Source organism: Rhizobium sp. WYJ-E13 (assembly GCF_018987265.1).
In the GTDB taxonomy this organism is placed as follows: Bacteria; Pseudomonadota; Alphaproteobacteria; order Rhizobiales; family Rhizobiaceae; genus Rhizobium.
This window is the reverse complement of the sequence record NZ_CP076854.1, coordinates 330097-351810: the sequence shown is the minus strand read 5'-3', so window position 1 is coordinate 351810 and position 21714 is coordinate 330097. Positions and strand designations below refer to the sequence as shown.

At 60.0% G+C, this 21714-nt stretch carries 17 protein-coding genes and 6 pseudogenes; 10 read left to right on the top strand and 13 right to left on the bottom strand.

The genetic code is table 11. From position 1 onward, the window contains the following. Positions 1–74 precede the first annotated feature (74 nt). The gene (locus KQ933_RS23200) at positions 75–1262 is read right to left on the bottom strand and encodes an IS701 family transposase (protein ID WP_216755009.1); all 1188 of its coding nucleotides are present in this window, start codon (positions 1260–1262) and stop codon (positions 75–77) included. Positions 1263–1959: 697 nt separating this feature from the next. Then, a pseudogene (locus KQ933_RS23195) lies at positions 1960–2119 on the bottom strand (IS6 family transposase); the annotation flags it as partial. A 416-nt stretch (positions 2120–2535) separates the two neighbouring features. On the opposite strand from KQ933_RS23195, the gene KQ933_RS23190 reads away from it, so the two are divergent. After that, complete coding sequence (locus KQ933_RS23190; RefSeq protein WP_216760177.1) at positions 2536–4605, top strand: choice-of-anchor Q domain-containing protein; 2070 nt, start codon at positions 2536–2538, stop codon at positions 4603–4605. A gap of 189 nt (positions 4606–4794) precedes the next feature. On the opposite strand, the pseudogene KQ933_RS23185 reads toward KQ933_RS23190, so the two are convergent. From KQ933_RS23185 to KQ933_RS33770, 3 genes and pseudogenes are all read right to left on the bottom strand, one after another. Beyond that, positions 4795–4943 (bottom strand): annotated as a pseudogene (locus tag KQ933_RS23185) (ATP-binding protein); the annotation flags it as partial. Positions 4944–5046: 103 nt separating this feature from the next. Further along, positions 5047–5295, bottom strand: coding sequence for a hypothetical protein (locus tag KQ933_RS23180; RefSeq protein WP_216760176.1), 249 nt, complete (start codon positions 5293–5295; stop codon positions 5047–5049). A gap of 148 nt (positions 5296–5443) precedes the next feature. Beyond that, positions 5444–5569, bottom strand: coding sequence for a hypothetical protein (locus KQ933_RS33770; protein ID WP_301925089.1), 126 nt, complete (start codon positions 5567–5569; stop codon positions 5444–5446). 126 nt (positions 5570–5695) lie between these two features. Between KQ933_RS33770 and KQ933_RS23175 the strand changes: the two genes are divergently transcribed. The 3 genes from KQ933_RS23175 to KQ933_RS23165 are packed head-to-tail and all read left to right on the top strand — an operon-like array spanning position 5696 to position 8616. After that, positions 5696–6670 carry an efflux RND transporter periplasmic adaptor subunit gene (locus KQ933_RS23175; protein ID WP_253958455.1) on the top strand — a complete coding sequence of 325 codons (975 nt, stop codon included), beginning with the start codon at positions 5696–5698 and terminating at the stop codon, positions 6668–6670. 6 nt (positions 6671–6676) lie between these two features. Beyond that, positions 6677–7918, top strand: a complete 1242-nt coding sequence (locus KQ933_RS23170) for an ABC transporter permease (protein WP_216760174.1) — start codon at positions 6677–6679, stop codon at positions 7916–7918. Continuing rightward, positions 7915–8616: an ABC transporter ATP-binding protein gene (locus KQ933_RS23165; protein WP_216760173.1), complete on the top strand. Its 702-nt coding sequence runs from the start codon at positions 7915–7917 to the stop codon at positions 8614–8616. The genes KQ933_RS23170 and KQ933_RS23165 overlap by 4 nt, the downstream gene beginning before the upstream one ends. 183 nt (positions 8617–8799) lie before the next feature. Here KQ933_RS23165 and KQ933_RS23160 read toward each other — a convergent pair whose 3' ends face one another. After that, positions 8800–9573: a slipin family protein gene (locus tag KQ933_RS23160; protein WP_216760172.1), complete on the bottom strand. Its 774-nt coding sequence runs from the start codon at positions 9571–9573 to the stop codon at positions 8800–8802. Positions 9574–9604: 31 nt separating this feature from the next. Next, positions 9605–10933 carry a nodulation protein NfeD gene (locus KQ933_RS23155; protein ID WP_253958454.1) on the bottom strand — a complete coding sequence of 443 codons (1329 nt, stop codon included), beginning with the start codon at positions 10931–10933 and terminating at the stop codon, positions 9605–9607. Between the two features lie 704 nt (positions 10934–11637). Between KQ933_RS23155 and KQ933_RS23150 the strand changes: the two genes are divergently transcribed. Further along, a complete protein-coding gene (locus KQ933_RS23150) occupies positions 11638–12618 on the top strand; it encodes an AraC family transcriptional regulator (protein WP_216760170.1) in 981 nt (326 codons plus the stop codon). A 59-nt stretch (positions 12619–12677) separates the two neighbouring features. Then, positions 12678–13886, top strand: coding sequence for an MFS transporter (locus KQ933_RS23145; RefSeq protein ID WP_216760169.1), 1209 nt, complete (start codon positions 12678–12680; stop codon positions 13884–13886). Between the two features lie 224 nt (positions 13887–14110). Here the strand turns inward: KQ933_RS23145 and KQ933_RS33555 are convergent. Together KQ933_RS33555 and KQ933_RS33845 are read right to left on the bottom strand one after the other, a co-directional pair. Then, a pseudogene (locus KQ933_RS33555) lies at positions 14111–14254 on the bottom strand (helix-turn-helix domain-containing protein); the annotation flags it as partial. Positions 14255–14402: 148 nt separating this feature from the next. Then, positions 14403–14537 (bottom strand): annotated as a pseudogene (locus tag KQ933_RS33845) (antibiotic biosynthesis monooxygenase); the annotation flags it as partial. A gap of 94 nt (positions 14538–14631) precedes the next feature. Between KQ933_RS33845 and KQ933_RS23130 the strand changes: the two are divergent. Together KQ933_RS23130 and KQ933_RS23125 are read left to right on the top strand one after the other, a co-directional pair. Further along, complete coding sequence (locus KQ933_RS23130; protein ID WP_216760167.1) at positions 14632–14967, top strand: DUF1778 domain-containing protein; 336 nt, start codon at positions 14632–14634, stop codon at positions 14965–14967. Then, on the top strand, positions 14955–15485 hold the full coding sequence (locus KQ933_RS23125) for a GNAT family N-acetyltransferase (protein WP_216760166.1): 531 nt from the start codon (positions 14955–14957) through the stop codon (positions 15483–15485). The genes KQ933_RS23130 and KQ933_RS23125 overlap by 13 nt, the downstream gene beginning before the upstream one ends. An 87-nt stretch (positions 15486–15572) precedes the next feature. Here KQ933_RS23125 and KQ933_RS33545 read toward each other — a convergent pair. Further along, positions 15573–15704 (bottom strand): annotated as a pseudogene (locus tag KQ933_RS33545) (LuxR C-terminal-related transcriptional regulator); the annotation flags it as partial. Between KQ933_RS33545 and KQ933_RS23120 the strand changes: the two are divergent. Further along, a pseudogene (locus tag KQ933_RS23120) lies at positions 15705–16723 on the top strand (serine hydrolase domain-containing protein); the annotation flags it as partial. Positions 16724–16821: 98 nt separating this feature from the next. On the opposite strand, the gene KQ933_RS23115 reads toward KQ933_RS23120, so the two are convergent. The 3 genes from KQ933_RS23115 to KQ933_RS23105 all read right to left on the bottom strand — a co-directional run bounded on the left by KQ933_RS23115 (position 16822) and on the right by KQ933_RS23105 (position 20777). Then, positions 16822–18966: a methyl-accepting chemotaxis protein gene (locus tag KQ933_RS23115; RefSeq protein ID WP_216760165.1), complete on the bottom strand. Its 2145-nt coding sequence runs from the start codon at positions 18964–18966 to the stop codon at positions 16822–16824. A gap of 14 nt (positions 18967–18980) precedes the next feature. Beyond that, positions 18981–19910 carry a substrate-binding domain-containing protein gene (locus KQ933_RS23110; protein WP_216760164.1) on the bottom strand — a complete coding sequence of 310 codons (930 nt, stop codon included), beginning with the start codon at positions 19908–19910 and terminating at the stop codon, positions 18981–18983. Positions 19911–20240: 330 nt separating this feature from the next. Then, positions 20241–20777 (bottom strand): YqhA family protein, encoded by a 537-nt coding sequence (locus KQ933_RS23105; protein ID WP_216760163.1) that lies wholly within the window; start codon positions 20775–20777, stop codon positions 20241–20243. A gap of 163 nt (positions 20778–20940) precedes the next feature. Between KQ933_RS23105 and KQ933_RS23100 the strand changes: the two genes are divergently transcribed. Beyond that, a complete protein-coding gene (locus KQ933_RS23100; RefSeq protein ID WP_216760162.1) occupies positions 20941–21639 on the top strand; it encodes an MgtC/SapB family protein in 699 nt (232 codons plus the stop codon). The last annotated feature ends 75 nt before the right edge of the window (positions 21640–21714 follow it).

Genomic DNA, 21714 nt, shown 5'->3' with positions numbered 1-21714 from the left:
CGGGGGCTGTAGCAGGAGGCGTTTGATCAGATAGCGGATCTCTGCGACGCTGGGCACGAAGGCCATGGTGTTGGTCAGGCGGCGATTGGCGGGTTTGGACTCGTTTCGTTCGGTTTGCCAGCAGCGGTGCGGCGTAGATCGGCGCCGAGTTTGGCGAGGAATGCAGCGGCTGCCATGACGAGCGTCATGTGCCGCTTCCAAGCATGCCAGGATCGCGCTTCGCAATGATCCAGGCCGAGATCGTCCTTCGCACGCTGGAAGCATTCTTCCACGGTCCAACGCAGCCCGGCAGCGCCCGCCAATTCGCTCAATTCGGTACCGGCGGGCGCAAAGACAAAGTAATAGGCGCGCGCATCGGGTTCGCGTCGGCTGCGCCGGATCAGAAGCCAGCGCTCCCATTGTGGATCCGGGCGAGAGCTGAGAGGAATACGGGCCCAATCATAAAGCCGAAGACCCTTGGCACCTTCGCCTGCTGCATGGCTCTGCCAAACCTCCGGTTTCAACTCATCAGCCATCGTTTCGGGATCGGTCTGCTCGATCCCTTGCTCACGCACAAAGCGCAGGCATTGATTGGAGCGCACTGCCAGAACATAAGGCTGGCCACGGCTTTCCAGCATCCGGCGCAGCTTGGAATCCGAACCATAAAGCGCATCCGCCAATACCCAGGCACAAGGCACGCCGGCATCCAGCGCATCGGCAATGAGCTTGGCTGCAATGGCCGGTTTGGTCGCGAAGGCTTGGGACTGGGGGACGTGAGCCGAAGCACGGCGGGCTTCATCCTCGGCCCACTCCTTCGGTAGATAAAGTTGCCGATCGATCAGGGTCTGACCGTAGCGGCTTGCATAGGCAAGGAAAACACCGATCTGACAGTTCTCGATCCGGCCGGCCGTGCCGGAATATTGTCGTGCGACACCGACTGAATGGGCGCCTTTCTTCAGGAAGCCGGTCTCATCGACCACAAGAACGCCGTCCGCGTCACCGAGAGACTCTATTGCATAAGCGCGAACCGTATCGCGCAATGCGTCAGCATCCCAATGGCTGCGCCCCAGCAGCGATTGCATCCGATAAGGGCGCTCCAGTCCTGCCTGTTCCGCCATCAGCCAGCCAGTCTTGCGCTCTACTCCCGACAACAACCCATCCAGAAAGGCACCGCACGATGCGCGCAATTCTCGGCGACCAAAGACCGAGCCCAACCGCACCTTCAAGGCATCGAGCTCACGATGCCACGCCAGAACCGACCCGGACCAACCCGCAACCGACATTGAACTTCCCTCCCGCCAAATGCGGGAAGTGAATCATGACTTCCGGTAAACCGCAACTGTAGTACTAGAATATGATATTTCTCGCTGCCCGCTATCGCTATAGCTGGTAAGGTACGAAAGAAGCGCAGAAATCCGCGCCACCACCTTACAATTCTGCGATTTGGAATACCGCGGCTCCGCCAAGCACCAAGCCAGAAGTCATTTCTGAAATAAGCGTCTTCGCCGCTGTCGACCGCGCGGAATGCTTTAGGGGTTGTGTGCGCGATATCCGGCGATGATCCAGTTCGCGCGCTCGGTCGCCAGTCCTGCGAGAGTTATTACTCTTGATAGGAATCGAACCGTAGGCCCGTGTACGCAGCCCGGCATGAAGGATAGAGATTTTGAAATGCGGGACTGCCAAAGACTGACGCATGACGACACCCATCTCTTCGTCTGAAGACGACCGTTACGCAGAGACCACTTTGCTCTGGAAGGACTGCCGATCCAATCATCAGCGGCGGCCACGACCCCCATCAGAAGGAGAAGATCGCCCACGCCGTGCGATCAATGGTCTATGGCCAGAATAGCCTGGTTCATATTTGTCACAATAGGCCGCGGCGGGAAACAATACCTCTGCAGGGACGTCGTGGCGATAGTGTCCGGCTGCTTGAAGGCGAGGGTATGAGCTATATGTGCCGGGGCAAATTCGCGGCCGAGACGAGACATCGATACCACGCTCGGCAAGCAGATTCTCGACATGCCGCAGGCTCAGCGGAAACCGAAAGTATAGTCACACCGCATGCCCGATGATCTCGGTGCAAAAAACGGTGGCGCTTGAAATGCCGCGCAATGGATTTGCTCGAATCGGCTACGATCATGCCCTCCCATTGCCCTCTCGATTAGGGCCAATTGGTAAGCAGACGCTGCCAAAAATTGTTAAATTTAGCAAAAAATGTCGATTCCGCCTCTGGCAAGAGGAATCCGGGCACGTCCATCATATTTTTATAATGTTTTCAGTGCGCACATATCGCTATGGTTGCGGAAAGAATTATTCGCGGTGAGCGAGACATAAATATTGTCCCAATTTGGGCACTCGAATTTCACCAAGTATTTCAAAATGTAACTTCGGATCGATTCGTATATTGTGGCAGCAATAAGGCTATGCTTCTCAAGCACTTACGGACACGTTGCTGTTGCACCCTCCAGAATGTCGCCCTATAACCTGCCGCCGTAACGACTGGTTAACTACAAATAGTAACCGGCACACACAACGCTAAGGTTGAGGAACAAGATCATGACGACATACTACGTAGCGACGACCGGCACTAGCGGCGGTAACGGCAGTACCTCGTCTCCCTTCCGCACTATCAGCGAGGCGATGTCGGCTAACCTGAAGCCCGGCGATGAGGTCGTGGTGAAGGCGGGGACATACAACGAGAGTATCAACATCAGTAAGAGCGGCTCGGCGGCAGGCGACATCACGCTGCGCTCGGAAGTGCCCGGTGGGGCGCTGATCCGGCCGCCCGCAGGCTCGTGGAACGCAATCAGCGTCAATGCCAATTACGTGACGATCGACGGCTTCGACATCAAGGGCGGCCCCGGCGACGGTATCGAAGCAAACAACGTCCATCACGTCTCGGTTCTCAACAACAAGGTTCACGACGCAGGCGAGTCGGGCATTCAGTTCAACTGGTCGGACTACATCAGGATCGAGGGGAACGAGACCTACCACAACGCGTCGTCGGGCTGGTTCTCGGGCATCTCGATCTACGAGAACCGGAACATCACCGGCGACACCTCGACGGACGGCTACCGGAACATCGTGCGCAACAACATCTCCCACGACAACGTTACGAAGTCGGGTGAGCACACCGATGGCAACGGCATCATCATCGACGATTTCCAGAGCACACAGGCGGACGGCCATCCGAACTACACATACAAGACCCTGGTCGACAACAACCTCGTCTACGGGAACGGCGGCAAAGGCATCCAGGTCACCTGGAGCGACTCCGTCACTGTGTCGAACAACACCGCATACCACAACAATCAGGACCCGCTGAACACCGGCACCTGGCGCGGTGAGCTCAGTAACTCGGCATCGAGCAACAACACCTGGGTTAACAACATCGCCGTAGCCGACCCATCGGTGAACAAGAACAACACGGCGATCGATAACACGTCGACCAACGGCTACGTCAACAGCAACGTCGTCTGGGCCAACAACACCACCTACAACGGCACCGCCGGCCAGGCCTCTGTCAAGACCGACGGTGGCAACGCGATGCCAAGCACGGCGAACGGCAACCAGCTCGGCGTTGACCCGAAATTCGTAGCCGCAGCGAACGGCGACTTCCACCTCGCCTCCGGCTCAGCGGCGATCGACCACGGAACCAGCAAGTACGGCGTCAGCGCGACCGATCTGGACGGCGACCATCGCGTCGTTGGAACTGTCGATATGGGCGCCTACGAATCGGGCTCCAGCGCGGCACCGTCGACGCCAACCACGCCGCCGACATCGGGCGAGCCGACCACGCCGCCGACCTCGGGGGAGCCAACCACACCTCCGACATCGGGAACGCCAACCACGCCGACGCAACCGTCGACTCCAACCACGGGGACGAAGGTCTATACCGGCACCGACGGCAACGACACCATGCCACATAGCGGCCAGGCCAACGGCGGCAACGAAACCTTCAAGGGTCTCGGCGGTAATGACGTGTTGAAGGGCGGCGCCGGCGCGGACGTGCTCGACGGCGGTACTGGCAGTGACACGGCCAGCTATGCGGGCTCCAGCGCGGTCAACGTCAACCTGGCGACCGGGGCCGCATCGGGCGGGCATGCCACTGGTGACAAGTTCGTCAGCATCGAAAACGTGACTGGCTCCAGCTACAACGACGTGCTGAGAGGCAATAGCGGCAGCAACGTTCTCAATGGCGGGGCGGGTGCGGACAAGCTGGACGGTGGCGCCGGAAAGGACGTCCTCATCGGTGGCGCCGGAAAGGACATGATGATCGGTGGTGCCGACGCGGATACGTTTATCTTCAAGACAGCGGCGCATGCCGGGTCCGGCTCGACCCGCGACTTCATCACCGACTTCCAGCACGGCGTCGATAAGATCGACCTCTCGGCGATCGATGCGAATGGCTCTGCGGCAGGCAATGGAGCCTTCCATTTCCAGGCGCAGGAAAATGCCCTCTTCGACAAAAAGGCCGGCGCGCTCGCCTGGCACTATGAAGACCACGCCGGATCCTCGAACGATACGACCGTTATCCAGGGCGACCTGAACGGCGATGGTGTTCATGACTTCGAGATTCAGCTGCAGGGCCTCGTCCACCTGGGGTCAGGCGATTTTCTCCTGTAACCATAATCGTTGCGGCGGTCGTCCGATCGCCGCAACAATCGTGCCGACAACACGGAAATATGACGGCGGCGGCATAAAAACCAGCCGCGCGGCGACGTAAAAGCCAGCTACTCGGCGCATGGATGAACCCGCTGTGGGCTTTGGGCCGAGCGGGATCCCTATCCGCGTGCTGCGCTTTTGCGACAAATGTCAGCCGACCTTTCGGGCGCGGCCTTGCGCGAGGCGATAGCTGTCACCGTTCATCTCTGACATGTCGAAGTGGTAGTGATGCGGTCCAGCAGAGCGCCGGTCAGGCGTTCGAATCCTAAGGTCTCCGTCCATTCGTTGCCGATCGGAACTGTGTCCGTCGAGGCGGATCGTCACTTTATATTTTCTACTCTCGAAGCGAGCCGCACATCGGTAAGCGGCATCCGACAACACCGGCCTTTTTGCACCAGCGACCTAAGGATCCGCCTCCAGAAAGACTCGGGCAAAGCCGGGCTGCGCGGAATCAATTGTCCCGTCGGGCAATTCTAGGAGTCGTTCGAAGGCAATCACGTAGAGCCGCAGCCGCTCCTCGAGCATCCATACGGCTTCGTCGACATTTCCTCGTTCGGCCATGCGTGTGGCCTGATACATCACGTCCCGGAAGATCAGCCTGAGCTGTAGCAGCATTTCGGCGAAAGCCTCCGGATCAGGCACGTCGAGCACCCCTCTTCGCTCCCTTTCTTGAGAAGACCGGTGAACATCGGCATGGCAAGCTCGCGGCCCGCCTAGTCGACACGATGGAAGAGCGCGATATTCTCTGGCCGGAAGAGCACCGAGAACGTCTTTCTGAGTCGCGGAGCAAGCTCGATGTTCAACTGTCGCGCCCCGGAAAAATCGCATTGATCCCGCCGATTGCGTCGAGCGACGGGTCTTCGAGCAGGGGCCGCAGTTCGCCGATACTGTCGCGGGCAAGGCGTGCCGCCAAAGCCTCCAGCAAGGCCTCCTTCGATACGAAATAGTGATAGAAAGCCAGACCGACGGTCGGTCTAATGATAGGCTTTTGGCAATGCAAAACCGAATGGAGCGTTTCGTGAGGCATTTGCGCTGGATCGCCGGCATTGCGATGGTTGTCGCAGCGGCTGGCGCCGTCGCCTGGTATGTCTTGCGGCCGGCAGCTATTTCCATCGCCACGCCCATGCGCGGCGACGCAGCGGAGATCGTCTATGCGAGCGGTGTCGTTGAGCCGCGCATCTGGGCCAAAGTAGCGCCGGTGGTTCGCGAGAGGATCATCGAGCAATGCAATTGCGAAGGATCGAGGGTCGCCAAAGGCGACGTGCTGGCCCGACTCGATGACAGTGAAGCGAGGGCTACTCTCGGCGAGCTCGAGGCGCGGCAGGTTCTCGCGCAGCAGGAGTTTCAGCGCCAGACCGCGCTTGCGGAAAAATATGCGGCGAGCCAACAGGAGGTCGACCGCGCCCGCAGCGAACTGTCTCAGGTCCAGGCGTTGCTTGTCGCCCAAAAGGCTCGACTCGAATCCCATATATTGCGTGCACCCAGCCCCGGCGTGGTCTTGAGGCAGGATGGTGAGGTCGGCGAGGTGGCCGAACTCGGCAGCGTGCTGTTCTGGGTTGGCGAGCCACGACCGCTGCTCGTGGTCGCGGAGGTCAACGAGGAGGACATTCCGCGGGTGGCGGTGGGGCAGCGCGCGCTTCTCAGTGCCGATGCATTCCCCGGACAAAATCTCGAGGCGGTGGTTGACAGCATCACGCCGAAGGGCGATCCCCTGACGAAGACCTACCGCGTCCGTTTTCGCCTGCCGGATGACACGCCGCTTCACATCGGCATGTCGACGGACGTCAATATCGTCATTCGCGTGTCCAAAAATACGCTTCTGGTCCCGTCCGTGTCGATTGAAGGGAACAAGCTCTTCGTCGTCGAAGGTGGCATGGCGCGACTGCGCCAAATCCAGACGGGTATTCGTGGTATCAATGGCATCGAGGTACTTTCCGGTCTTGACGAGAAGGCCCGGATCATCTCGCCCTATCCGACCAACCTGGCCGATGGCGCGCGGGTGGCGATTGCCGCGCCAGAGGAGTAAGCCCATATGCCGCTTATCCTAGACATCGCCGTTACGCATATCGTCGGCCGCGGCCGCCAGACGATCGTTGCCGTGCTCGGGGTTGCGGTCGGCGTCGGATTCTCCATCGCGATGGCAGCGCTGATGCAAGGCGGACAAGACGACTTTATCAGGCGGCTCGTCGACACGATGCCGCATGTCGACATCACCGACGAACATCGAACGCCCCGCCGCCAGCCAGCGGAGGACGTCTTTACGAGCGTTGTCATTTCGGGGCTGAGACCACGCAACGACCGCCGTGGCATCATCAACCCGACCGCCGCGACTGCCAGGCTTGAGAGTTGGGTCCCCGGCCGCTTTGCGGAGAGCCTCAAGGCGCAGGGCGTGATCCGCTATTCCAGCCGCGAGGTCGGGGCTGCGATCATCGGCATCGACCCCGAACGCGAACCAGGCGTGTCACCGATCGTCGAGGACTTCGTGAAAGGCAGCTTTGCGGCATTGACCGCAGGCGGCAACAACGTTGTCATAGGCGAGACAATGGCGGGCCGGCTCGGCGCCGGGCTTGGCGACACGATCACGGCAGTCTCCTCCGAAGGCCTGACCCGCGACTTCAAGATCGTCGGCCTGTTCCACACCGGCACCACGGCGCGGGATGAAGGGGAAGCCTATCTTCTCCTGAAGAATGCCCAGATCCTGTCTGCCCGGCCGAACGCCATCAACGAGATCCGCATCAAGCTCGACGATCCGAACCACGCGCCCGACGTCGCGCGTCGTGCCGAGGCGGAGCTTGGCTACAAGGCCGTTGCCTGGCAGGAGGCAAACGAATCCATCCTCGAAGCGCTCGTGGTGCGCAACGTCATCATGTATACGGTGGTCGGCGCGATCATGCTGGTTGCGGGGTTCGGCATCTACAACATCATCTCCACCATCACGCATGAGAAGGCACGCGACATCGCCATCATGAAATCGCTCGGCTTCCCTGAGTCGGATATGCGGCGGATGTTCCTGCTTGAGGGCATGGCGATCGGGGCGGCGGGTTCGGCGATCGGCTGTGCGTTCGGCCTTTCGATGATCTATGCGCTGTCCCTTATCCGGTTCGAAATCGCAGCAACCGGACAGGAGATAACGCGACTGCCGATTGCCTGGAGCGCACTCCACTATGTCATTGCCTCGGCTTTTGCGCTCGGCTCGGCGGCGGTGGCCGGATATCTCCCGGCGCGCCGTGCAGCGCACTTGAACCCCGTCGAGATCATCAGGGGCGCGACATGAGCGCTCTCGTCGAGACGGAGAAACTGACGCGCATTTTGCCGGAGACGGTGCCCGTCACGCTCGTCAAGGACGTGACGCTTTCCATAGGCGAGACGGAATTCGTCGCCGTCACCGGCCCGTCCGGATCCGGCAAGTCGTCGTTGCTTTACCTTCTCGGGCTGCTCGACAGGCCAACCGATGGAACGCTCAGCATCGGCGGCCGCGACACCGGGCCGATGACAGAGCGGGAGCGGGCGGCGACGCGGCTTTCGATGATCGGCTTCGTGTTCCAGTTTCACTTTCTGCTGCCGGAATTCACGGCGCGGGAGAATGTCGAGATTCCGATGCGGAGGCTCGGCCGATTGGCACGGCCTAAGATGCGCGAGCGGGCCGGCGAGTTGCTCACATCCCTGGGGCTGGGCGAGCATCTCGACAAGCGGCCCGACCAGCTCTCGGGCGGCCAGCGTCAGCGGGTCGCCGTGGCACGCGCACTCGCCAACGATCCACCGCTTATACTCGCCGACGAGCCGACCGGAAGTCTCGATAGCAGCAGTTCCGAACAGGTCTTCGCGACCCTCGAGAATCTGGTGCGCGAACGCGGGAAGACGGTAGTGGCGGTAACTCACGATCTCGACATGGCGGCGCGCATGGATCGCCGCATCCATATCGTCGACGGAAAGATCGATCTGCTGCCGGAACAGCCGCATTTGCAGGGTTGACAGCCCGAGTTGCAGCGAGACGGCTCGGCCATGCGCGGCTCGTTATGGCGTCAGGTAAAAGGACCACCGGTCGCACTACGATTGAGATAAGCCCTGAACGGGCTGAAGCGGCGGTCTTGCGGCCAGAACAGAGGCTCCAGCGGTGCATATGAATAACGGCATCAGATTGAACTTCTCGTACGGTTATTCTCGTGGTCTTCCCGCCTGAGGCGAGATCAGGTTGCCTATTTCCATCGGGAACGGGAATATGATCGTCGAACTCTTTTCGCTCGCGAGAACGTTCAACGTACTCAGATAGCGAAGCTGCATGGCCTGCGGCTTGCGGGCCAGGATCTCCGCGGCCTCGAGAAGCTTTGCTGCCGCCTGCTGCTCGCCCTCCGCATTGATAACCTTCGCCCGCCGCTCCCGCTCGGCCTCCGCCTGGCGGGCGATGGCGCGGATCATCGATTCGTTGATGTCGACATGCTTGATCTCGACATTGGCGACCTTGATGCCCCACGCATCCGTCTGCGCATCGAGGATTGCCTGGATATCGCTGTTGAGCTTGTCGCGTTCTGCAAGCATCTCGTCGAGATCATGCTTGCCGAGCACCGAGCGCAGCGTCGTCTGTGCGAGCTGGCTGGTGGCGGCCATGAAATTTTCCACCTGGATGGTCGACTTCTCAGGATCGATGACCCTGAAATAGATCACCGCGTTGACGCGAACTGAAACGTTGTCTCTGGAAATAACATCCTGGCTCGGCACGTCGAGTACCCGGGTGCGCAGGTCCACTCGTATCATCTGCTGCACGTAGGGAAAGAGCAGGATCAGACCCGGTCCCTTGACGCCGGTGAAGCGGCCGAGTGTGAAAACGACGCCGCGCTCATATTCGCGCAGGATCTTGATCGCCGATCCGATGATGAGCAGCAGAATGAGGATGACGACGCCATAAAAGGTGAAACTCACGAACATGCCCATGATGTCCTCCTGCCTCTGAATATTCCCTGCCCTAGCTTTCCTGCCGCTGGCGAGCAACTTCGAGCGTCAGTCCTTTGCGGCCGGTAACCTTGATTTCGTCGCCGCTGGATAGTGGTTCGTCGGCGATCGCTCTCCAGCGTTCGCCATGTGCGATCACGTAACCCGTCATATCTTCCCAGCTCTGAACCTTGCCGGAAAGGCCGATCATCTGCTCGGCTCCCGTAGCCACGTCGCGCCGGCGCGATGTGAAGGCGAGAAACGCGATCAGAAGGCTGAGCGCCGAGATTGCAATGGCGATGGCGCCCAGCATCGGCCATGAGACGCTGAAGCCGGGTATGTCGGTGTCGAACAGAATCGCCGCACCCAGCACCAAAGCCAGCCCGCCGCCTATGCCGAGCGCGCCGAAAGACGGCGAGTGCACTTCTGCGACGGTCAGGCCCACGCCCAAAACAATCAAACCGACGCCGGCATAACTGACTGGCAGTAGGGCGAGCGCATAGAGGCTAAGCAGCAGGCAGATGGCGCCGATCGTTCCGGGCAAGAACGTTCCCGGCGCGAGAAATTCAAAGATCAGTCCATAGATGCCGATCATCATCAGAATGAGGGCGATATTCGGATCGGTGATCACCGAAAGCAGACGGATCCGCCAGTCCGGCTCGAACGTCTCTATCGCAAGGCCTGCCGTATCGAGCCGCACGTCAGCCTGGCCGATTCTCACCACACGCCCTTGCGCCTGGGCCAGAAGATCGGCGGGGCTGGTGACCATGAAATCGATGACGTGTTCACGCAGGGCCGCGGTCGCCGAAAGGCTGGCCGCCTCGCGCACCGCGCGCTCCGCCCAGTCGGCATTGCGGCCCCGCAGTTCAGCAAGCCCGCGGATATAGGCCACGGCGTCGTTGACTGCCTTGGCCTCCTCCGGACTGCGCGGTGCCTGCCGCTTGTTACCTTCCGGATTGGTCTGATCGTCTCCCGTGCCTTTGTCCGGGAGTCGGCCGAGTGCGATCGGCGTTGCCGCACCGAGATTGGTGCCGGGCGCCATTGCCGCTACATGGCTTGCATAGAGGATATAGGTTCCGGCGCTGGCGGCACGCGCTCCGGGAGGCGCGACGAAACCCGCGACCGGTATCGGCGACGCAAGGATTGCGCGGATGATGTCACGCATGGACGTGTCGAGACCGCCCGGCGTATCCATCCGCAGAACAACAAGCACCGCCCCGCGATCGGCGGCGTGCTGAAGACCGCGCTTGATATAGTCAGCCGTCGCCGGACCGACGGCACCATTCAGCTGGAGGACGATCGCGACCCGATTGGACTGCCCCAGCGCCGCGATGGCACCAAATGCCGGCATCAGGCCCAGCATCAGGGCTAGCACTTGCGATATTCTTCGCCAGAGCCTCGAATGCCATGCCAATTTCCGCCGATTATCCATAGGCGGAAATATATAGCGGCACGGTCAAACGGTAAGACCGGTGGATTGGGCTAGCGCCGGTCGAGACGCAGCGCGTGTTCCAGTCGTCGATGTCGATGGAGGCCACACGGGGTATGGTTTTGAGCTGCCGTTTAAGCAAGCTGCCGTCTTTTAATAGGGAAGAAGCTGAGGTATGCCCAATTCGACGCTTTGATGATAGCAGCGCCTGAGACCTCGTTACTCGACGTCTGGCGCAGTTGATGGGATACGTACCGCCGCACAGCGGGCAAGATTTTACTTCACATCAATGACTTCCCACACATAGGGATGGAGGGCGTTGGAGACCGATGTTTTTGCATCTGATTGCTTTACTGTCGACCGCCGACGGGTCCGGCAGTAGTTCGCAGTCTTGAGAGGTCGTCGTGGAAGACGACGTCGAGCACCCTCCGTCAGCGGATAAACCACCCGCCAACACTCTGGCGGGTTGGAAAGCGCCGAAAAATGATCAGGAATGAACGGCTCCGTCGATTCGAAGCGCCTCATGAGTCACAATCGCACCTCTGCCGGCCACAACGAAATGCAAAGCTGAAGCGATTGCCCTGCATGGCACGGATGCCTTACTTGCATGCCGGACGCCCGGCATATAAATTGGCCCAATGCTTGATCGTTCATCCCAATCTCCGACATATATTCCTACGGACGCCCTAAGCGAAGTTCTACAGGACTTTCGCCTGAGTGGGGTCAACTACGGCCGTTGTGAGCTGCGCCATCCATGGAGCATCGCCTTTCCGCAGCAACAGCTGCTTCGCTTCCATTTTGTCAGTGAGGGGCCATGCTGGGTCCATACCGAAGCCCAGGGATGGCAGGAGTTACAAGACGGCGATCTGGTGTTGTTGCCACAAGGTGTCGAACACCGACTGGCCAGCAAGCCTGATGTTGTCGGGGACTCGCTTAAGAGCTGTCACGTCACCAAGTTGGGGGGCAATGTCTGCGAAGTGGTGCATCAAGGAACAGGAGCGACGAGCACCCTGTTCTGCGGTTCGATGGCTTTGGGTGCGAATGCCCTCAACCCTCTGATCGCTCTGATGCCACCGATTATCAAGGGCTGTGATGTTGCTGGCAATGATCCGGTCGTCGGCCCTCTCCTCGCCGCCATGACGGCAGAGGCGTCACAGCCCCAGATAGGCAGCGCTACGGTCTTGTCACGCATGGCGGACGTGCTCGTCGCGCGGCTTATTCGCTGCTGGGTCAATTGCAGCGGAGCCTCGACCAGCGGCTGGCTCGCCGCGATCCGTGATCCTCATATCGGTCGTGCGCTGGCAGCCATGCACCGAGATCCAGGCCATGACTGGACGCTTGAGACCCTTGCTGGCGTGGCAGGTCAATCGCGCTCGATCTTCGCGGAACGCTTCAGCGCCATATTGGGGGAAGGCGCGGCACGCTATCTCGCCCGTCTGCGCATGCAGCTTGCACGAGAGTTACTCGGTCAAAACATGTCGGTTGCCGAGGTCGCTTCTCAACTGGGCTATGAATCTGAAGCTTCTTTCGCTCGCGCCTTCAAGCGCATCACCAGCGTTTCACCTGGCGTTGTGCGCCGCACCATTTCCGGACGAACGGACATAGAATTCGGACTTTAGGGCACATATCATCCTGAAGAACTCCGCTATGAAGACCTCCAAACCTTGGAGGTACTTCAATGACGGACACAACATCACAGCTTGACGGCCCCGCGATTGGCCTCGATTCTGCCGTTCCGAGTGCATGGAGCCCCACTACCTGGCTTGCCGTTATCTCAATGGCAGCCACAAGCTTTGCGCTTGTGTCAGCCGAATTCCTGCCGGCAGGCCTGTTGACGCCAATGGCACGTGACCTTGGCATCAGTGAGGGAACCGCCGGTCAGGTTGTCACCGCAACCGCGTCTGTTGGCGCGGTGACGGCCTTGTTGAGCAATGTTCTGATCGGCAAACTGAACCGGAAGACTGTTCTGGTTGGCCTAAGTGCCTTGGCTATCGGCTCCAATCTTCTGGCCGCGTTCGCGACCGATTTTTGGCTATTGTTGTTGGGCCGAGCCGGGCTGGGCGTGGCGCTGAGTGGTTTCTGGGCGCTTTCAGTTGCCGTTGTGGCGAGATTGGTTGGCACCAATGCGACAGGTCGGGGCATGGCTATAGTCACCCTCGGCGTCTCTCTCGCCACCATCGCTGCACCATCGATGGGTGCTTTGATCAGCGATTGGCTCGGCTGGCGTACCGCCACAGGCATGACGGCTGGGCTCGCAGCGGTTGCGATGCTGCTGCAGATACTCAGCTTGCCGACACTGCCCGCAAGCACAAGCAACAGTCTTTCTGACGTCTTCCGGCTGACCAAACGGCGCACTGTTCAACTCGGAATGCTTGCCATCCTCTTGCTGATGACCGGGCATTTTGCCGGCTCGGTCTACGTGCGACCCTTCCTCGAACAAGTGACGCTCCTTGGCACGGGGCCGATTGCCTTGGCGCTCCTCGGGTTTGGCATCGCCGCTGTGATCGGCAATGTCGCCGGCGGCCGACTGGCAGACGCCAATATCCACATGGCACTCGCTGTCACCGGCGTATTGATGGCGTTTGCTGCACTTGCTCTCGTACTCTGGGGTGCACATAGCGGCATCGCGTTTGCCCTGGTTACACTTTGGGGTTTAGCTTTTGGGATGGCTCCGGTGGTATTGCCTACTAACTTGTCCCGGGGCGCAGGGGATGCCTTGGAGGCTGCTGGCAGCTTGATGGTCGTTTCGTTCCAGGTCGCCATCAGCATGGGTGCGGTGTTCGGCGGCTATATCGTCGATCAGCATGGCGCTTCCGGGCCGTTGATCATGACCGCCCTCTTGGCGGCATCGACCATCGTCCTGGCGTTGCTCCAGCCCCGCAGCTGACTCTTAGGGTCCCAGCGAAGGTGAGCAGAAGAGGCGAGATTCCAGGTGGCCAGAAGGCCGGGTAAGGCTAAATACGGGACGTGGCGATGCTTTCTCGTTGCGGCGAGGAGCATTGACCGCGCCCATGACCGCAATCACAAAAATCTGGATTGAGCGGCGCTGCAGATCGGCGCTCACGAATGGCGCGACAAGTTTGCGCCCCAACCCGGCCGTTGATCTCTGCTTCACCGCTGCTCAAGAGCAGTCATTGCCGACACAGACTCGATCCGACGCCAGTGGCCGGGCGTCATGTTTTCCCACTCGCGGAAGGCGCGATAAAACGAGTTGGCGTCCTGGTATCCAAGCAGGTAGGCTACCTCTTCCACGTCAACGAAAGATCCCGGATATTTTGTTTTCATCGAAGAATGGCCGGACCGGGCCACTCTGGACGCGCATTGCAGGGCCGAGCATTTCACGCGGTTGGTCCCACTCATCAAAGCTCATCGGCGGCAGGACGCGACATTTATCCTGATGGATGCGTTTGTCGACGAACAGGTCATAGGCGATACGGAGTTCTTTCTGCCGGGTCTTCTCGACCATTTCGCGATAAAGCGGCAGGACGATTTCGATGGCTTCCGGCTTGATGAAATCCTGAGCGATGACCTTGAGCATTCGACAATTTTCCTTTTGTGTGTCAGGCGCTGTCCGATCTTAAAGAGAGCACGAGCGTATTGACAGTGTGGGTACAGAGGCCCATAATTGGAGTATGACAAAAACTCGTACCGCTCCCTCCGCATCTTCCCCTTCTGCTGCTGTCTCGGCGCGCGCCTCTGCGGCCGACACCAAGGGCAGTATCAACCTGCGGATCGAGACCGGCACTCGCCAGCTCATCGACAATGCGGCGGCGGTGTTGGGTAAGACGCGCACCGAGTTCATGGTGGAAAGCGCCCGGCGGCAGGCAGTCGATGTGCTGCTTGACCAGCGCCTGTTCACGCTCGATCCCGAGCGTTACGACGCTTTCATTCACGCGCTCGACAATCCGCCCGCGCCCGGACCGAAGCTCAAGGCCCTTCTACGCCGGACTCCGGCATGGCAGAAATAGACGACGCGCCGGACCAGCCCGCGCCTCGGCTCTCCGCTCCCGTTGCCTTGACTGTCGACCACGATGTTTCGGGGTTCGACTGTGGTGAGCCGGTGCTGAATGACTGGCTGCGCCATAGGGCCTTGAAGAACGAAAGCCGGTTCTCGCGCACCTATGTCGTGTGTGAGGGCAATCGGGTGGTTGGCTATTTCTGCATTTCAGCCGGATCGGTCGAGCGTGGGATTGCTCCCGGCAAGGTGCGGTGCAATGCGCCCGACGTGATTCCGGTGTCAGTTATCGGGCGGTTGGCGGTCAGTCGCGATCATGCGGGAAAGGGTCTCGGGGCGGACCTCCTGTCCGATGCGCTGCGCCGGATTGCTCTAGTATCGCAGAGTATTGGCATCGGGGCAGTTCTGGTTCAGGCCAAGGACGATGCGGCCAAGCGCTTCTATCTGCGTTGCGCGGAGTTCATCGAATATCCGGAAGACAGCCGAACGCTGTTCCTGCCCATCGAAACAGTGGTGGCGGGGTTCGGCTAGGCCGCCGCATGTTCAATGCGCGGTGGCTCCAGCCGATCAACGCTTCAGCATCGCGCCGCCGACATCACTGGCTTTGTCACATCGCCATCACTCCCGCCACAAGACCTTGACCGCCAGAGTGGCAACCGAAGTACGCTTTTCCACGGCGAGCTTGTTGAAGATCTGCTCCATGTGCTTGTCCACCGTCCGGGGCGACATGTCGAGAATGTCGGCGATCTCCGCCGCGCTGCCGGCCTGGCGGACCGCGAGACGAACCGCGCGATGACGGACAATACGATCTTCCGCTTGGCCCCGGTAACGAAGCCGATCGTTGCGATTGCGGCCATGCGCCTCATCGAGCAAGGCCTGATCGGGCTTGACGATCCGGTGACGAGATGGCTGCCGGATTTCAGGCCGCGTCTTGCTGACGGCAATGAACCGGTTATCCGTATCCGCGATCTCCTGACGCATACGGCCGGCCTGACCTACGGGTTCATGGAAGAGAATGGCTCTTACGTTCGCGCCGGCGTTTCCGACGGTCTGGCGGAACCCGGCCTGCCGCTGGACGAAAACCTCCGGCGTATCGCAAGCGCCCCCTGCTCTTCACGCCGGACACGAACTGGCAATATTCACTGGCGATGGACGTCATCGGCGGTATCATCGAGAAGGAAACCGGCATGAGGCTTGGCGAGGCTGTCGAAAGGCTTGTCACAGGCCCGATCGGACTACGCGACACCGCGTTCCGGATCACTGACCGCGAGAGACTGGCGGCAGCCTATAAGAGCGGCTCGCCGGAGCCCGAGCGCATGGGCACGGAATCGTCCGTCGTGGCATTCACCGGAACGGTGAGATTTGCGCCGGACCGCATCTTCGATCCCGATTCCTATCATTCCGGCGGCGCAGGCATCGCGGGGACGGCGCGTGAGGTGCTCGCGATACTGGAAACGGTCCGTAAAGGCGGAGCACCACTTCTTTCCAAGGAGACGGTCGACCTCATGACCAGCGATCAAGCGCACGGCGTGCGCCAACCGCTTGACCCGGGGATCGGCTTCGGTTTCGGATGGGCCGTGGTCAGCGATCCCGTCGCCACGCAGGCTCCGTGGTCAACGGGCACCTATCACTGGGGCGGGGCCCATGGTCATAGCTGGTTCGTGGATCCGCAAAAGGCGCTGACGGTCGTGGCGCTGACCAATACCGCGCTGAAGGGCATGTGGGGACAGTTCGTCGACCTACGCAATGCCATCTATGGTGCCCTATGATCTCGTATCCGCTCAGGCCGGAGCGCGGACGGTCGGGGCCGGAATGCTCCGCCCCGTTCGGCAAGGTTCCGCGATCGAAAGCGCGTGCCAAAAGAGCGTTACGATGCCATTGCATAATGCCGGTTTTCTGAGATGGGAGCGCTGCTTGTCCGGAACCGGTACAGCAATTCCGCGAGGTTCTCGGTTTCCTGAGTCAGGCTCTGGGCGGCAGCTGTGGTCTGTTCGACCATCGCAGCGTTTTGCTGAGTCACCTTGTCCATCTGATCGCCGGCAGCAGAGACCTCACGCAGGCTTGTGGCCTGCTCGCGGGCGGCCACCGCGATCTCGGCGACGGTCGTATTCATGGCCGTCACCTGCTCGACGATCTGTTCGAGCGAGACGCCGGATTCGCCGACCAGTTCGACGCCCGTCTTGACCTGTATCGAGGAGGTCGAGATCAGTTCCTTGATCTCTCTTGCCGCATTGGCCGAGCGCTGGGCGAGCTCGCGCACTTCCTGCGCGACGACGGCAAAACCCTTGCCAGCCTCGCCGGCGCGTGCGGCTTCGACGCCGGCATTCAACGCCAAGAGGTTGGTCTGGAAGGCGATCTCGTCGATGACGCTGATAATGTTGCCGATCTTCGACGAAGAGTTCTGGATTTCCGTCATCGCGGCGATGGCGCGGGAGACGATCTCGCCGCCCTTTTCGGCATTGGTGCGGGCCGTCGCCACGACAGCCTGGGCGCGGCTGGCGCCTTCTGCCGTTCCGTTGACACCGCGGGTGACGTCGCCGAGAGCCGCTACGGTTTCTTCCAGCGAAGCGGCCTGCTGCTCGGTGCGGCGAGCAAGATCGTTGGAGGCGGTGGAGATTTCGGCAAGGCCGGAGCGGATGGTCGTGACCGCGCGAATGACGGAACCGATTGCTTCTTCCAGGCTTGCGACCGAGTTGTTGAAGTGATCGCGGATCCTGACGTAGCGGTGGTCGACTTCGCCGACGCGGACCGAGAGATCGCCCTTGGAAAGCGCATCCAGGCCAAGCGAGATCTGGTGGAAGGCATGCTCCATCACCTGCGCATCGCTGAGGCGCTCGGCTTCCTGGCGAAGCCGCTCTTCCTCCGCAGCCAGGCGGGCGCGTTCGCCATTGGCTTCGGCAACCAGCTTGGCGCGGCCGGTCTCCTGGAAAACCTTCAGCGAACGCGCCATGGCGCCGAGCTCGTGGCGGTGATCGACGCCCGTGATCACGATGGCGTCGTCCCCGCGGGCAAGCCGCTCCATGGACTGCGCCATGCCCCGAACGGCCGAGGAAATCAGCCGGCCGACGAAGTAGGAGAGCACGAGGCCGATGACAATCAGCAGGCCACTGATGACGAGTGTCGCGCTGGTGGCCGAGGCAACCGTTGCTTCCACGGAGCCGTCAAGATTCTTCTGCGCGCCGGTCACGGTCGCCTGCAGGTTCTTGAACTCGCCCGATATCTTCGGAGCCAATATGTTGAGCTGCGTCTGGCGGATATTTCCGGATGCCTGCAGCACTTCCTTCATGTCGCCAAGACGGGCGGTATAATTCTGCATGAGCTGGCCGGCGCCCAACAGGCGCTTCTTCTGCAGCTCGTTCTTGGCCGTCTTGGCGGCGGTATCGTTGAGCGCCACCGCTTCGGCGAGCGCGGCCTGAGCCGTGTCATAGGCGGCGAAATCGTCAGAATGCACGAAGCGTTCGGAGAAATAGAGGCTGCGGTTCAAGGCCTCCAGCGTCTGCGCCGTCATGTGCAGCAGAGCCACGTCGTTCTGACGCCAGGCGCTGCGCATGACGTCGTTGAGCGCGATGCTGGTCCAGGGGCCGAATTCGGTGACCTTGGAGATCAGCATGTCGCGCCTGGCCTGGAGGGAGACGATCTGTTCGAATGCCTTGCCGTAAGCGGCAATGTCTTGACGGATCGTCGTGAGACCGGACTGCAAGTCCTTGTTGCCTGCAAAACGCGGATCGTCCGCCTCGAAGGCTTTTACGCCGGCACGGAAGCTGTCGACGACGGCCTGTGTCGGCGTGGAGCGGAAAGCTTCCGCCGACATCTGGATCTCGTGCAGCTGGTCGCTGTAATCCGATATGGCGAGGCTCTGGCCTGCCGTGGCGCGATAGGAGGCGAAGATGGCGGCAAGCCCGTTCATGCCGGAGATTGCACTGACGGTGAGAAGACTCATCAACAGGAACAGCGGTACGAAGCCCGAGGTAATCTGCGCGCGAATGCCGAATTTATTCCAGAAATACAACATGATAGCCCTCTTATTCACTGGGTCTTCGGCAGATATTTGGCGATGTTCTCAGGCGTCACGAGCTCGAAGGGAACGTTGTTTTCCCGCGGCACCTTCTCTTTATTGACGAGCTTGACAGCCGCATCGACTGCGGTCGCGCCCTGTCCAACCGCGCTCTGAAGAATGGTGACGTCGAGATCACCGGCTGCCATCGCGGCGAGCGCGTCGTCGGTCGCATCGACGCCAGCGACGACGACGTCCTTCATCGGCATGCCGGCCTTCTTCATGGCGCGGATCGCGCCGAGCGCCATTTCGTCATTGTTGGCGATGACAGCGTCGAACTTGACGCCGGCCGCGAGCCATTCCTGCATCTGCTGGTCGGCATAATCGCGCGACCAGTAGGCAGCCTGCCGCTCGACGATCTCGAGGCCCTTGCATTCCGGCGTGGCGATGACGTCCGATATGTCCTGAGTGCGGGCGCGGGCAGCCGCGTGGAAGGGTTCGCCCATCAGCACGACGACGCGGCCCTTGCCCTTCAGGAGCGCACAGACCTGCTTCGTTTCCAGCGTTCCCGATTCCTTCTCATTGGAGGCGACCACCACCTGATTTTCCGGCAGGTCGAGCAGGTTGGAAGGGACGTTGTTGATATAGATCAGCGGAATACCCGCATCTGCCGCCATCTTGCTCATCTGCGGACCGAGATCGCCATCGGAAATCGCCAGGATGATCGCATCGACCTTGTCGGCAATGAGCTTCTGGACCTGCTGCTTCTGCAGTTCGTTGTCACCCTTTGCGTTCTCGGTGATGAGCTTGAGACCGGAAATCGTCTGCCCGTGGGTGACGACGCCGTTCAGGAGCGCCGTTCTGAATTTGTCGAGATCCGACATTGAGACGCCGATCGTCTGGGCGCCAGCGGCGGAGACCGACATCGCCAAAGCGATGGATGCGAGCGTGGCAGTTTTCACAAAATTCCTCCGCGATTTGGATAGAGGCGGATCGTTACAAATCTTGGTAAATTTTACCTTTCACTCACAGACGAAGAGAGATGGCCAGGGAAATTGAGCGGTTGAGATATCGGTTTGGACGGCAGAAAGACGTCAAGAGGAATAGCAACCGGCGACGAGATACTTTGCGCGATGGTGAACGACAACGTCGTGCTCTCCTCATCAACCACAGCGTCGCGGGCAAGACGGCTATTTTTTCGAGGAGTTTCATCCCTGCCCGGGAAGACACCGCATGCCCGCTGCTTGCCGCCGACGCATCAAGGAGCAGCGGATTGGGATCGCGCAGTGAATTTAGGCATCGTCGGTGCTGGCATTGGAAGCGGGTGGTTTGTTTTGAACCGAAGCGTGATCACCGTGATGGCCGTGCCCAGGAGCATCGGCGATCAGTCTCATGGCGCCGGCCAATAGCAGGATAGACATGGGAAGGACCAGCGCGTTCCATTGCAGCATCTGGTCGGTCTCCGCGACGAGCGTGGCGAAATGGACCACCAGATAGAGGATAATCATCTGGATGAAGAGGTTCTTGAGTTCGGCGACACTGTCGATGACCATCCAATCGGGCAGCGCCGCGCGTTGTTCGGGCGACAGATCGACGAGAAAACCAAGCGCGGTGGCGCAGCCGAAGATGACGAGGACGATCGCAAACAGCAGCTTATCCGTCGCCCGCATGACGGCCGCAATGACGGCAAGATCCGGGTCGGTTCTCACATAGGCAAAGGCATGCCATAATGTCAGCAGGCCCTCCCAAAACATCAAACCGGCGGCGGCGATAACACCTATGGATGCAAGCGCCATGACGAAGCGTAACTTCAGCAGGATGTTTATCATGGTCTCTCCGATCGAACTTCAACTTCCAAATCAAAGTAAGAAAAAGACGAGAGGATGCTGGTTTCTTTCTGCACGAGGGTAAATGGTTCCTTGCAGAGACATAACTGGCCGATGTCCAGGAAATAGTCGCGGCTCACACCGGATAAACATAGAGGCGATCGATATGGACGCCAGCCAATCAATTCTCGTCAAACTGGTGACCGCATTGCTGCTCGGAACGCTGATCGGCGCCGAAAGACATTTGAAGCAGCGGAACTCAAATCTCGTAACCCATGCGCTTGTTTCCCTTGGTGCCGCATCCTATGCGTCGCTTCCAAGTGCGATGGGCTTCGAATTCGATCTGCGCATGGGCGCTCAGGTCGTTACGGGCATCGGCTTCCTTGGGGCGGGTCTCATTATCCGCGACGGCACCAACATCAAAGGCTTGAGCACGGCTGCGACGGTCTGGAGCACCGGCGCTGTCGGCGTCTTCGCTGGCTATGGGCAGCTTCTATTGGCTAGCGAAGCGGCCTTTTTCATTGTCGCCTTCAACTATACGCTTCCCAAGCTTGGATCGTATATCGAAGCCTGGTCTGTGGTCGCGCCAGAGCAAGAACGTATCTACGACATAAAGCTCAAATGCCCAATGGATCATGAAATAGCAGTCCGGGCGACGCTGCTGCAATCGCTGAACGCCAACAAACTGCAGTTCCGATCGATAAAAAGCCGCCTGTGCGATGCCGATAAGGGGATGGAAATCGAAGCGATCGTTTTCACGAAGGGCGACCAGGACAGCGTTGTCGAACAACTTGTGGCCCAGCTGAGTTTGAGATCGGACGTCGCACAAACAAGCTGGTCGAAGACCGACGATGAGACCACCTGAGACGTGAGATAGTGCTGATCGGGAGAGCATGGGAAGGCTGTGCACGAATCCCGCCTCTCTCCGCTTCAGGTTCGA